Annotated in this window: 9 protein-coding genes; 4 read left to right on the top strand and 5 right to left on the bottom strand. The window is 66.9% G+C overall.

All coding sequences use genetic code 11. The features are described from left to right. Positions 1-116: 116 nt before the first annotated feature. Entirely contained in the window at positions 117-368 is a 252-nt protein-coding gene (locus ACW6W5_RS06980; protein ID WP_088432755.1) for a DUF3297 family protein, read from the top strand. A 144-nt stretch (positions 369-512) separates the two neighbouring features. Here the strand turns inward: ACW6W5_RS06980 and ACW6W5_RS06975 are convergent, their stop codons facing one another. Continuing rightward, entirely contained in the window at positions 513-2,156 is a 1,644-nt protein-coding gene (locus ACW6W5_RS06975; protein WP_121042433.1) for a Na+/H+ antiporter, read from the bottom strand. Positions 2,157-2,287: 131 nt separating this feature from the next. Beyond that, the gene (locus tag ACW6W5_RS06970; RefSeq protein WP_152153021.1) at positions 2,288-3,097 is read right to left on the bottom strand and encodes a dioxygenase family protein; all 810 of its coding nucleotides are present in this window, start codon (positions 3,095-3,097) and stop codon (positions 2,288-2,290) included. Between the two features lie 99 nt (positions 3,098-3,196). Between ACW6W5_RS06970 and ACW6W5_RS06965 the strand changes: the two genes are divergently transcribed. Next, positions 3,197-4,081 carry a LysR family transcriptional regulator gene (locus ACW6W5_RS06965; protein WP_121042429.1) on the top strand — a complete coding sequence of 295 codons (885 nt, stop codon included), beginning with the start codon at positions 3,197-3,199 and terminating at the stop codon, positions 4,079-4,081. Positions 4,082-4,113: 32 nt separating this feature from the next. Here the strand turns inward: ACW6W5_RS06965 and ACW6W5_RS06960 are convergent, their stop codons facing one another. Next, a complete protein-coding gene (locus ACW6W5_RS06960) occupies positions 4,114-7,062 on the bottom strand; it encodes a bifunctional diguanylate cyclase/phosphodiesterase (protein ID WP_152153019.1) in 2,949 nt (982 codons plus the stop codon). Between the two features lie 305 nt (positions 7,063-7,367). Here ACW6W5_RS06960 and ACW6W5_RS06955 point away from each other — a divergent pair, with 305 nt between their 5' ends. Then, positions 7,368-9,488, top strand: coding sequence for a M13 family metallopeptidase (locus ACW6W5_RS06955; protein ID WP_152153017.1), 2,121 nt, complete (start codon positions 7,368-7,370; stop codon positions 9,486-9,488). A 1,008-nt stretch (positions 9,489-10,496) separates the two neighbouring features. On the opposite strand, the gene ACW6W5_RS06950 is transcribed toward ACW6W5_RS06955, so the two are convergent. Continuing rightward, positions 10,497-11,414 (bottom strand): oxygenase MpaB family protein, encoded by a 918-nt coding sequence (locus tag ACW6W5_RS06950; RefSeq protein WP_152153015.1) that lies wholly within the window; start codon positions 11,412-11,414, stop codon positions 10,497-10,499. 318 nt (positions 11,415-11,732) lie between these two features. Here ACW6W5_RS06950 and ACW6W5_RS06945 point away from each other — a divergent pair, with 318 nt between their 5' ends. Beyond that, positions 11,733-12,347, top strand: coding sequence for a hypothetical protein (locus ACW6W5_RS06945; RefSeq protein ID WP_183073795.1), 615 nt, complete (start codon positions 11,733-11,735; stop codon positions 12,345-12,347). A 39-nt stretch (positions 12,348-12,386) separates the two neighbouring features. Here the strand turns inward: ACW6W5_RS06945 and ACW6W5_RS06940 are convergent, their stop codons facing one another. Continuing rightward, entirely contained in the window at positions 12,387-12,731 is a 345-nt protein-coding gene (locus ACW6W5_RS06940) for a hypothetical protein (RefSeq protein ID WP_152153013.1), read from the bottom strand. Positions 12,732-12,751 lie beyond the last annotated feature (20 nt).

The raw sequence follows: 12,751 nt of genomic DNA, 5'->3' as shown, positions 1-12,751 counted from the left end.
GGGGCGCATTCTGCCGTGCAAGGGCGTTGGCAGGAAGCGAAATTCGGCGCAGGGCCCGCTGCGGTTTATCCTGTACGGCAGAAGGCGGCCTTGGTGGTCGTCAGCATCCTGTGACCATGAGCGATACCCCTCCCGATCACCTGGCGATCAACCCGGCCAGCCCCTTCCACGATGCCGCTGCGCTGGAGCGCGGCGTGGGCATCCGTTTCAACGATGTCGAGCGCGACAACGTTGAAGAGTATTCGGTCAGCGAAGGCTGGATCCGCGTGCAGGCCGGCAAGGCCCGCGACCGCCGCGGCAACCCGATGACGATCAAGATCAAGGGCACCGTGGTGGCCTACTTCCTGGATCAGAAGCCGGACGCCTGATCCCACGGTTGCCGGAGACGCCTGATCCACGTGTGCCAGGGTAGAGCCACCCCATGGGTGGCTGCCCTTCGTCCCGGACGCGTGGGTTCCAGTGGGTCCGCGCAGCCACCCATGGGGTGGCTCCACCCGTGGCACGGTGCGGCCTCAATCGCGTTGCCGCGTCTCCAGCAGATCCAGATTGCGGATCAGCCTGCGCGAGATCTCATCGGAGATCTTGCCGCGCCGGGTCAGGCGGAACAGCTCTTCGCGCTCGGCGGTGAGCCCGGCGGTGCGCAGCTGGCGGTAGCCCTGCTCCATCCGCTTCACCTTGTCCGGATCGGCATCCGGCCCGGCGTCCTTCTCCAGGTTGCGCTGGTACAGCAGGCTCACCCGTGAGGCGGCGTCGTTGTAGAGCTGCACGTTCTCGGTGGTCTGGTTCTGCACCAGCTGCTGGCGCGTGCGCTCCACACCGGCCAGCGCGGCCTTGGCGGCGAGCTTGCGGGCAAGATCCTCTTCCTTGCGTTCGCCCGAATCGGCCGGCAGTTCCAGCCCTTTGAGCAGGCGGGGCAGCGCGATGCTGGCGCCGACCAGCGAGATCAGGATCACCGCCGCGGCCAGGAAGATCACCAGATCGCGCGCCGGGAAGGCACTGCCATCGGGCAGGAACAGCGGCAGCGTCAGCACGCCGGCCAGGGTGATCGCACCGCGCACACCCGCCACCGAGGTGGCCACCACGATCCGCCAGGACGTGCCCTGCCGCGCCTCGCCACGATGGCGCGCGCGCAGCAGGCTCCAGCGCAGCGACAGCCACACCCAGGCCAGGCGCAGCAGTACCAGCGCCAGATTGATCACCACCACGTAGACCAGCAGCCACCACGCACTGTGATGCCCGCTTTCGCTGACCGTCTTGATCGCGCGCTCCACGATGCCCGGCAGCTGCTCGCCGAGCAGCACGAACATGATGCCGTTGAAGCTGAACTGCAGCATGTTCCACACGGCCGTGCGCTGCACGCGCATGCTGCCGGACACGCGGCCGCTCAGTTCCACATAGCTCATCGTGATGCCCGCAGCGACCGCCGAGAGGATGCCCGAGGCGTTGAACTCTTCGGCCAGCAGGTAGGCCGCGAAGGGAATCAACAGGTTGACCAGCAGCGCCGCGCCCGGCTCCTCGCCGAAGCGCCGCCACAGCCAGCGCTGGAAGGTGGACACGCCCAGCGTCACCGCGACACCGATCGCCAGCCCGGCCACGGCCACCCACAGGAACGTCAGCGAGGCGGTCGCCAGCGAGAACGAGCCGGTCATCACCGCCGCCACCGCGAAGCGGAAGCAGACCAGGCCGGAGGCATCGTTGAGCAACGACTCGCCTTCCAGGATGTGCATCAGCCGTTTGGGGATCGGCGCGCGCGAGGCGATCGAACTGACCGCCACCGGGTCCGTCGGCGAGATGATCGCGGCCAGCGCGAACGCCACCGCCAGCGGCATCACCGGGATCATCCAATGGATCAGGAAGCCGGCCCCGATCACGGTGAACACCACCAACCCGAAGGCCAGCTCCAGGATCACGCCTTTATCGCGGAACAGGCCCTGCTTGGGGATGCGCCAGCCATCCAGGAACAGCAGCGGCGGCAGGAACAGCAGGAAGAACATCTCCGGCTCCAGCGCGTGGCCGCGGTTGAACACCCCGGCTATGACCGCGCCCAGCCCGATCTGCACCAGCGGCAGCGGCAGCGACAACGGCAATACGCGGACCAGGTAGCCGCTGGCGACCACCGCCACCAGCATCGCCAGGACGACTTCAATGGTATGCATGCATTTTCCAGTAAGCAGCGCGGGGGAGGCTGCAGGCAGCCGGCGCCGGAAACAGGAAAAAACGTACCACACGTGCGCCGCCACGCGAATGCGCGGGGCGCGCCAGGCTCAGTTCGCGGACAGCACGGCACTCATGCGGCGCGCTGCTGCGCGTCGGCGCCGTCGAAGCGATAGATGTCCATCGCCAGGAAGCCGGCATCAATCCCGGCATCGATACGCTGCGCGCCGAGCGCATCGCCACCGGCCGCGCCCATCGCGACGTGCAGCGGTTGCAGGTGCTCGTCGCTCGGGTGCGCCTGCACGGCGTACGGGGCCTGACGGCGATAGTCCAGCAAGGCGGCACTGTCATCGGCCTGCAGGCGCTGTTCCACCCACTCGATGAAGGGCCGCACATACGGCGCTTCCTTGCCGTCCGGGTAGCTGCGCCAATCGTGCAGGTTGTGGGTGATGCTGCCTGAGCCGATCAACAGCACGCCCTGCTCGCGCAGCGGTGCCAGCGCGCGGCCCAGTGCGAACTGATGGGCCGGCCCGAGCAGGGGCTGGATCGCCAGCGGTACGACCGGGATGTCCGCCTGCGGGTACAGAAAGCGCAGCGGCACCCAGGCACCGTGGTCGAGACCGCGCTGCGGGTCGATCGCGGTCGGCAGGCCGGCCGCGGTCAGCCGCTGCGCGATCTCCTGCGCCAACGCGGGGTCGCCCGGCGCCGGGTACTGCAGATCGAACAGCGCCTGCGGAAAACCGCCGAAATCATGGAGGGTCGGCGGCTGGGCATGCCCGCCCACCGCCGGCTGATGGGTCAGCCAGTGCGCCGAGGCCATCACGATCGCGCGCGGACGCGGCAGGCGCGCCGCCAGGGCCGCCAGGCGCTCGCCGACCAGACCGGGGTTGAGCGCGGTCATCGGCGAGCCGTGGGAGATATACAGGGAGGGCAAGCGGGACATCACGGACTCCAATAGCGCGACGACGGCCCTGAGCTTATTGCGCGCAGCCTTACCAATAAATACGATGTATCGACGCTGTTTATTTCGGAAATAGAAACAATGGACACTCTGGATGCCATGCGTGTGTTTGTCGCCGTGGTCGAGCGCAACGGCTTCAGTGCCGCCGCGCAGGCCCTGGACCTGTCCACCGCGGGAGTGACCCGGCAGATCGCCGCGCTGGAAAAGCGCCTCTCGACCCGGCTGCTCAACCGTACGACCCGCCGCGTGAGCCCGACGAGCACGGGCGCGGCCTATTACGCCGAGTGCGTGCGGCTGCTGGCCGAGTTCGATGCGCTGGAGGCCGGCATCAGCGCGCAGGCCCTGGAGCCCTCGGGGCGGCTGCGCATCAACGCGCCGGTCAGCTATGGCATCGCCCGGTTGGGCCCACTGCTGGCCGGCTACCGCGCGCGCTACCCGCAGGTGGAGCTGGACCTGTCGCTGTCCGACCGCCTGGTGGACATGGTCGAAGAAGGCTACGACGTGGCGATCCGCATCACCCGCCAGCCCAGCCCGGCACTGATCGCCCGCAAGCTGGCCGACGCGCAGATCAGCCTGTGCGCGGCGCCGGCATATCTGGATGCGCATGGCCGGCCGCAGCAACCCGAAGATCTCGCCGCGCACGAGTGCCTGCAGTACAGCTACTGGGGCGGCGGGGATGCGTGGCAGCTGCAGGGGCCACGCGGGGAGGTCTCCGTGCCGGTACGTGGCGGTGTGCGTGCCAACAACGGCGATGTGCTGCGCGAGGCCGCGATCGCCGGGATGGGCATCATCGTGCAGCCGGATTTCCTGGTCGCCGACGCGCTCGCCGACGGGCGGCTGGAGCGCGTCCTGCCGGAGTGGACGGTGCCGGGCATCGGCATCCATGCGGTATACACCAGCCGCAGCCATCTGGCGCCGAAGGTGCGCAGCTTCATCGACTACCTGGTGGAAGCTCTGGGCGGATGATGCGTGGCGGCGGCCGGGCAACGCCCGGCGCACTACGCCTCCACCGCCTCCAACTGCGCGATGACGTTGGCCAGCGGCATCGGGCGGCCGAGCAGATAGCCCTGCACCTGGTCACAGCCGTGCGCAGCCAGCCACTGGTGCTGCCCGGGGGTCTCCACGCCTTCGGCGATGATGGTCAGGCCCATGCTGTGCCCCAGTGACAGCAGTGCACGGCAGATCGAGGCATTACGCGGATTGGTTTCCACGTCGGCCACGAAGCTGCGGTCGATCTTGAGGATGTCCAGTGGCAGGTGCTGCAGGTAGGACATATTGGAATAGCCGGTACCGAAGTCGTCCAGCGAGATGCAGATGCCCTGCTCGTGCAGCCGCTGCATGGTCTGCTTGGCCTGGCCGGGTTTGCGCATCAGGCTGCTCTCGGTCAGCTCGACCTGCAGCGCACCGCGGGCCAGCCCGTATTCCTGGCTGGCGCGGGTGAACTCGGCCACCAGGTCGCTGTTGAAGAACTGCACCGCCGAGACATTCACCGCGATCGGCAGGTCCCAGCCGGCATCGACCAGTTGCCGCTGTGCCTGCGCGGCGGCGCGGATCACCCAGCGGCCCAGCGCCAGGATCAGGCCGGTGTCTTCGCACAGCTGGATGAACTCACCCGGTGGAATGAAACTGCCGTCGGCCTGCGGCCAGCGCAGCAGGGCTTCCAGCGCGGCTGGACTGCTGTCGCCTGCGTGGCAGATCGGCTGGTAATACAGCTCGAACTCGGTGTCGATCGCGCTGTGGATGCGCCCGGCCAGGCGCAGGCGTTCGGACAAGCGTGAACTCACCGTCGCGTCATACCAAGCGATCACGTTGCCTTCGTCGCGCGCCGCATGCGCGGCCTGCGCGGCCATGCCGATCACCTGCTCGGCGGTGCTGGTGTCGGTGTCGGCCTTGACCGCCACGCCAATACGCGGCTCGAACTGATGCAGCCAGTCCTGCCCGCGCACCGGCTCGGAGACGGTCTGCACCAGCGTATCCAGCGCAGTCTGGCGTTGATGGTCGTCGCGGATGGCGAAGATGAAATCCTCGGCCGGCTGGAAGGCCAGCAGCCCATAGCGCACGCCGAGCCCGCCCAGGCGCTTGGCCATCGCCTGCAGCACCACGTCGCCGACCTCCCGGCCGAGCGTATCGGCGACCAGCTGCAGGCCACGGAACTGCACGTAGGCAATGGTGTACGCCCCGCCCTCCTCGTCCAGCTGCGCGGCCAGCGCACGCGTATTGAGCAGGCCGGTCGCCGGGTTATGGGTGGCGTGATATGCCAGATCGCGCTCGTAGGCCAGCCGCTCGCTGACATCCTCGGCCAGCACCAGGCAGGCCTGGCGACCGTCGAAATCCAGCCGGGCCAGATGCGCGCGGACCTCGAACACGGTGCCGTCCTTGCGCTGGTGCAGGCGCACCTGCGCATCCTGCACGTCGCCGATGCGGGCCTGTGCAATCGCCCCGCGGATCTCCTCCCAGCCTTCGCGCGGGCGGATATCCAGGATGCTCATCGCCAGGAATTCATCGCGGCTGTAGCCGTACTGGCGCACCGCCGCTTCGTTGACTTCCAGGAAGCGCAGCGTGTCCGGATCGAACACCCAGAACGGCGCCGGGTTGCGGTCGAACAGCAGCCGGAACTGCCGCTCGGCCTGCTGCACCCTGGCCAGCGCATCGACCCGCTCGCTGACATCGGTCAATGCACCGATCATGCGGCGCTCACGGTCCACCACCGCCACCCGCTGGCCACGCGCGGACACCCAGCGGATCGCGCCCCCCGGCAACACCAGGCGGAACATTTCATCGAGCACGCCGCTGCCGGCAAACGCGGCGTCGAAGGCCTGCTGCATGCGTACGGTATCTTCGTGGTGCACGCGTGCGAAGAAATCGGCGACCGGCAGGCTCTCGATGTCGATGCCGAAAATCTCGCGCGCCAGCGGTGACCAGCGCAGCAGGCAGGCATCCTCATCCACGTACCAGGTGCAGACCTTGCCGACCTGGTGCGCCATGCGCAGTTCGGCATGGCCGGTGCGCAGCTCCTCGCTCAGCGTGTCCTGATCGCGGGTGGCACGGCGCAGGCTCACATACACCGCGCCGAACAGCGCCCAGTACAGCAGGTAGACGCCGATCGAGGCCTGCACATACGGCCACCATGCTGCCAGCACATCGCGCCGGCCCAACCCGGCGTAGACCGCCAGCGGGTACTGCGCCAGCGTGCTGAGGCTGGAAATCCGCTCGATGCCATCGACCGCGCTGATCTCGGTCCCCAGTGGGGTCAACGCGTCCCGGCGCAGCAGCTCGCGCTTGGCCAGGCCGAAACGACGCCCCACCACCCCGGCCGGGTCCGGACTGCGCGCCAGCACATAGCCATGCGGGTCGGTGATGGAGATCACGCCGGCATCGCCGGTGTCCATACCGCCGATGATCGACTGCAGTTCGGCCGTGCGCAGCCGCGCCAGCAGCCAGCGGTCGCCGCCCATGGGCAGCGCCAGCGGCAGGATCCACTGCGCGGCATCCAGCGCTTGGGGCGGGCCGAGGAACACCTGGCTGCCGTGGCCGCGGTTGTCATCCACCGCCCATAACGGCAGCTGCAGGTCGCCACTGCCACTGGTCAGGGCGCGCCCGTACTGGTCGACCACCACGATGCTGTGCAGTTCTGCATGCCGCTGCAGGGCGCCGGCGATGCTGGCATCGAGCAGATCGGGAGCCTGCGCCGGCACGCGCTGGAACAGCAACGCACCATCCCGGGAAATGCCCTGCATCACCCGCTCCAGATTGCGCAGCTCCAGCCGCAGCAGGCGCTGGGCGCCGGTCGCCAGCGCCGAACTCTGGCGCTGCGCGGCTTCCTGTCGGCGCTGGCCATCATTGACCAGTGTCGCCACCAGCCCGCCAGCCAGCAGCGCGCCCAGGGAAACCCCCAGCCACACGAACGTCCGCAGTGGCCGCGCCAGGGCACGGTTCAACGCGGGCATCGCAACCCTTTTCCCGAACGACAGGCTGACTTCATCTGTACACGCTTCCTGGTTTCCCCAAACCTGAGCGGCCGCTGCCCGGGATTCTTGACGCCATGATCGTCACGCGGGCGCCGACGGGCGCGCGCGGAATCCGTGCCGTACCAGCATGCACGAGCACGCGCAGGACGGGAAGCACCACAATAGGCCGTTCACCTCGGTGAATCCGGGGACGGGCAGATCCGGTACCCGATGCCGCCGAAGCCGGCATAACCGTGCGCCCGGGACAGGATTAGACTTGGATGTTTCCGTTGCAGAGAAGCTCAATGTCCAAGCTGCGCCGCCCCACCCTGATGCTCGCCATTGCCGCCAGCCTGTCGCTGAGCCTGGCCGCCTGTGACCGCCAGGCGACTGCGCCGGCCGCGGCCGCGCCCGACGCCGCTCCGGCCGAACCGGCCGCGCCCAAGCCGCAGCTCGGCAGTTTCGGCTTCGACGCCACCGGCATGGACCGCAGCATCGCCGCCGGCGATGACTTCTTCGGCTTCGCCAACGGCACCTGGGTCAAGAACACCGAGATCCCGGCCGACCGTTCCAGCTACGGCAGCTTCAACGTCATTTCCGAAAAGACCCTGGCCGACACCCGCGCGATCCTCGAAGGCGCCGCGGCCGATACCAAGGCCGAGGGCGAGACCAAGCTGATCGGCGATTACTACGCCGCCTTCATGGACGAGACCGGCATCGAGTCACGCGGTGCCGCCCCGGTCAAGCCAGCGCTGGACGCCATCGCGGGCATCGGCGACAAGGCCGCGCTGGCCACCGCGCTGGGCGGCACCCTGCGCGCCGATGTGGACCTGCTCAACGCCACCAACTTCTACACCGACCGCCTGTTCGGCGTGTGGGTCTCGGTGGATCTGCTGCAGCCGGACCGCACCGCGCCCTACCTGGTGCAGGGCGGCCTGGGCCTGCCGGACCGCGACTTCTACCTGCAGGGCGGCCGCATGGCCGAGATCCGCAAGCAGTACCAGGCGTATATCGCCCAGGTGCTGCAGCTGGCCGGCGTCGCCGATCCGGCGGCCAAGGCGCAGCGCATCCTCGCGCTGGAGACCAAGATCGCCCAGGCCCACGCCACCCAGGAAGACACCAACGACGTCGCCAAGGGCGCCAACGCCTGGAAGCAGGCCGACCTGAGCGCCAAGGCGCCGGGCATGGACTGGAGCGCCTTCCTGGCCTCGGCCGGCCTGGACGCCCAGCAGGACTTCATCGTGTGGCAGCCCAAGGCCGTGGCCGGCATTTCGCGCCTGGTCGCGACCGAGCCGCTGGAAGTCTGGAAGGACTACCTCGCCTTCCATGCTTTGGACCGCGCCGCCCCGTACCTGCCCAAGTCGTTCGCCGATGCGCGCTTCGCCTTCCACGGCACCACGCTCAACGGCACCCCCCAGCAGAGCGAGCGCTGGAAGCGTGCGGTGGATGACAGCAACCATGCCGTGGGTGAAGCGATCGGCAAGCTGTACGTCGAACGTCATTTCGACCCGGCCACCAAGGCCCGTGCGGACGAGATGGCCAAGAACATCATTGCCGCCTTCGCCAAGCGCATCGATGCGCTGGCGTGGATGTCGCCGCAGACCAAGGCGCGTGCCAAGGCCAAGGTCGACGGCCTGACGGTGGGCATGGGCTACCCGGACAAGTGGCGCGATTACACGGGCCTGGAGATCAGGCGCGATGACGCGCTGGGCAATGCCGAGCGTGCAGAGCTGTTCGAGTACCGCCGCAACATCGCCAAGCTGGGCAAGCCGGTGGACCACAGCGAGTGGGCGATGCTGCCGCAGACCATCAATGCGATGAACGTGCCGCTGGAAAACCGCCTGGTGTTCCCCGCCGCGATCCTGCAGCCGCCGTTCTTCGACGGTGCGGCCGATGATGCGGTGAACTACGGTGCGATCGGTGCCGTGATCGGCCATGAGATCAGCCACGGCTTCGACAACGCCGGTGCGCTGTTCGATGAGACGGGCAAGCTGCAGAACTGGTGGACGGCGGAAGATCTGAAGAAGTTCAACGCGGCCGGGGATGCGCTGGCGGCGCAGTTCAGCAGCTACAGTCCGTTCCCGGGGGTATCGGTGAATGGTCGTTTGACGCTGGGCGAGAACATTGCGGACGTGGCGGGTCTGTCGACGGCCTACGATGCGTATCAGTTGTCGCTGCAGGGCAAGCCGGGCCAGACGCTGGAGGGCTTTACGCCGGATCAGCGGTTCTTCCTGGGCTTTGCGCAGGCGTGGCGCAGCAAGGCGCGCGAGCAGGCGTTGCGTAATTCGCTGTTGACGAATGTGCATGCGCCGGGGCAGTTCCGTGCGTTGACGGTGCGCAATCTGGATGCGTGGTATCCGGCCTTCGAGGTGAAGGAAGGCCAGAAGCTGTATCTGGCGCCGGAGAAGCGGGTCAAGGTGTGGTGAGGCTTTTCATCGCGCTTTGCTGAGATGAAAGAACGGGCGCTTCGGCGCCCGTTTTTTTTGCTGTAGAGCTACAGAGCTACAGAGCTACAGAGCTGCAGAGCTGGAGCAGAGCCACGGCTGGGGTTTGCGTTTGCGCTGGTTTGGGCGGGCATGGGTGGGGTGTCGGGACCCGCTGCAAGTCCCGCTCCGCGGCCCGGCCCAGCCGCTGGCGGCTGTGCGTTCAGTCGCATGCGAGGCAGTGCCTCGCAAGCAATGCGCCTTCACCCAAATAAGCTCGTATGCCGCCATCCATGGCGGCATACGGTCCCGCCACCCCACCCATGCCCACCTTCTGACAGTGGGCTGGTGCGCGCGGGGAAAAGCTGGCGCTGGCTCCGCAGCTGCGACAGTGAGTACGTTTGTTTTGCTACCCAGATTCGTTCTGTAGTTTTGCTGCTCGGCTTCGTCGAGCAACACAGCGCCGCTTTGCTGCTCCGCTTTGCTGCTCCGCTTTGCTCCTCCGGGCTTCCGCACTTCTGCACTTCTGCACTTCTGTGCTGCTTCGCTGTTTAGCTGTTTAGCTGTTTAGCTGTTTAGCTGTTCAGCTGTTCAGCTGTTAGCCGTGTAGCCGTGTAGCCGTTTAGCTCTTTAGCTGCCCAGCATCGTCACTCTGATCCACTGGTTGGCACTGCTACTCAGTCTGCTGCTTAGCCCTACTTCTCCGCGTTTGTGCAGCGCTGCTACTCCGCGTTGCCGCGTGGTGCTGTTCGCTGGCTTTTGACCTCAGCATGGCCACCAGCCAATTGTCAGGGGGCGGGCATGGGTGGGGTGGCGGCATACGAGCTTACTTGGGTGAAGGCGCATTGCTTGCGAGGCACTGCCTCGCATGCGACTGAACGCACAGCCGCCAGCGGCTGGGCCGGGCCGCGGAGCGGGACTTGCAGCGGGTCCCGGAAGCCTGCACGTGTCCGACCTAACCATCAGACACAGGCACTCGCGAGTACCGACCAACGATCGGCACCTACCGCTTCAAGGCCAATCAGCAAGCACGCCAGCCGGCACATCCATACGCGTGCATGCGCGCGTCGCCAGGCTATCCTGCAGGGCACGTCGGAACAAAGGCGCCATGCCTCTCAACATCACCGCAGAGGCACGCGACTGCGCACGCTGCATCGGCGTGCGCGCCAGCATCGTCGTCGCCCAGTCCGGCAACAGCGCCGCGCCCGCACCGAGGAACAGCTCGCGCGACAACCCCGCCATCGGTACCGGCAAGCGGATGCCGGACAACACCGCCAGTACTTCTTGCGAACGGGCATCGAACACCAGCCCGGATTGCTGGCGCGCGAAGTACGCGTCGACCTCCGCTTCCGAGGCGGGTACATCGGTGGCGCCGAGCGCCTCGGCCACGCGCTTGTACTCGCGGTAATACCGGTCGGCGACCGCCGTGGGCACGTCGCGGCAATAGCGTCGGCAGCCCTGCAGGAAGCCGTAGGCTTCGGTGACGTGCACCCAGGTGAGCAGCGCCGGATCGTCGGCGGAATACGCGCGGCCGTCGGCGGTGTGCCCGCGTACCTGTGCATGGATGCGGGTCACCTTGGCGATCAGCGCCTCCACTTCCGCGCTCGGTGCGTACGTGGTGCCGGCGACGAACGCGGTGGTGCGGCGCAGGCGGCCCACCAGGTCATCGCGGAAGTTCGAGTGGTCGTACACCCCGGCCAGTGCCAATGGATGCAGGGTCTGCAGCATCAGGGCACACAGGCCGCCGGCGAGCATGCCGGGAAACTCGGAGTGCACGCGCCAGGTGATGCTGTCCGGGCCGAACCAGCCGGGATCGCCCAGCGGATGGTCGTAATCGATCCCGCTCTGGCCGCGGGGGAAGGCGCCCAGCACCCAGCGGCGGATCGGGGCGGTGGCAGGGCGGGCAAGCGAACGCAGCAGGGAAGACATCAACAGTACCGAGGGCGGAGCGGACCGGCGTTTCGCGCGGATGCGTCAATTCTGCGTGATACCGCCGGGGCTGGCGAGGGCACGGTGGCGCTGGGCCTGCGCATTGTGCAACTGCAGCATGAGAACCGGCGTCCGCGGCCTATTTACCCGGTGATTTACGTGCCGCAGTGCGCAAATCCGCTGCGAGTTTGCCCATTCAGGCAGGAATGACGCCGGATCTTTGCGCTTTGCCCATTGCCAAGCGCCGTGAAAGTGCTAGAACTGGACGTGCCACAACGTCGTCCAATGCGCTGCCGCACGTTCCAGAAGGAGCTCGTCATGATCGCTTTGTTCAAAGGTTTGGGTTTGCTGTTGCAGGACAACGAGCTGTACAGCAGCCCGTTCGAAAAACAGGTCGCGCATTGGCGTAACAAGAGTGAACAGCAGATCCGCGAAGAAGTCGCGGTGCTCGCCAAGGCCAAGGGCCAATGGCTGATGGCCTCGATCGTCGGGTGGCAGGCGTCCTCGCTGCTGATCCTGGGCCTGATCAGCAACTACCTGTGGAAGGATGACTTCCATATCACCTTCACCCGCGTGGTGATCGTGTTCGGGTCATGGGTCTCGATCCTGTTCGTGATCTGGTTCATGGCCAACATGTTCGATCACACCGCCGGCTTCGAGCGCTGGATGAAGGCCTTCAACAGCCGCGCCCGGATCACCTCCGATGCCGATACGGTGGAGTGCGTGGCCGAAGCGCTGGACATGGCCCATCACTATCCGGAAGTCCTGGATTACAAGCAGGCCGTGAGCGCCAAGCGCGAGCTGCGCCACGAGGACATCCGCATCATGCGCGAGATCGGCCGGATGAAGCAGCACACCGAACTGGTCGGGCAGCTCAACCACGTCGGCGAGCAGCCCAACGGCACCAACCTGCATCTGCAGCCCGCGTTCTGACCCTACTGAAAAGCGGGGGGAGCCACGATGCCACCGTGATCATTCACGGTGGCATTGTTCTTTCTGGACTGCGCTGACGCAGTGCCGGAAGCCGGCCGGCAGCCCGGCCATCTGCTCGGTCTTGCCGACCGCCACTGCCAACCGGTGCAGAGGCGGATAGGGGCAGTCGGTGTCCTTCCCGCAGCGCGCGTCCAGCACCAGGTAATGGCAGTGGCCGCTGCTGCTGGCGATGCAATCGAAGTTGGCCACCCCGTTGTCGACCGTGGTCTTGCTGTACAGCGTATCCACGCCATTGGCGCGGATGCGGGTGACGGAGGTGTTGCTCGATTGCTGGCAGGCAGCCAGCACCAGCACGCAGAGACTGACGAGAACGGCGATACGCATGGCAGGCTCCAGACGAAAGA

This window comes from Stenotrophomonas sp. IS26 (assembly GCF_054188265.1).
This window is presented reverse-complemented; position numbering and strand designations above follow the sequence as displayed.

Bases quoted from the DNA above. Each gene is read 5' to 3' on its own strand.
- ACW6W5_RS06980 (WP_088432755.1), top strand. From the start codon at position 117: ATGAGCGATACCCCTCCCGATCACCTGGCGATCAACCCGGCCAGCCCC.
- ACW6W5_RS06975 (WP_121042433.1), bottom strand. From the start codon at position 2,156: ATGCATACCATTGAAGTCGTCCTGGCGATGCTGGTGGCGGTGGTCGCC.
- ACW6W5_RS06970 (WP_152153021.1), bottom strand. From the start codon at position 3,097: ATGTCCCGCTTGCCCTCCCTGTATATCTCCCACGGCTCGCCGATGACC.
- ACW6W5_RS06965 (WP_121042429.1), top strand. From the start codon at position 3,197: ATGGACACTCTGGATGCCATGCGTGTGTTTGTCGCCGTGGTCGAGCGC.
- ACW6W5_RS06960 (WP_152153019.1), bottom strand. From the start codon at position 7,062: ATGCCCGCGTTGAACCGTGCCCTGGCGCGGCCACTGCGGACGTTCGTG.
- ACW6W5_RS06955 (WP_152153017.1), top strand. From the start codon at position 7,368: ATGTCCAAGCTGCGCCGCCCCACCCTGATGCTCGCCATTGCCGCCAGC.
- ACW6W5_RS06950 (WP_152153015.1), bottom strand. From the start codon at position 11,414: ATGTCTTCCCTGCTGCGTTCGCTTGCCCGCCCTGCCACCGCCCCGATC.
- ACW6W5_RS06945 (WP_183073795.1), top strand. From the start codon at position 11,733: ATGATCGCTTTGTTCAAAGGTTTGGGTTTGCTGTTGCAGGACAACGAG.
- ACW6W5_RS06940 (WP_152153013.1), bottom strand. From the start codon at position 12,731: ATGCGTATCGCCGTTCTCGTCAGTCTCTGCGTGCTGGTGCTGGCTGCC.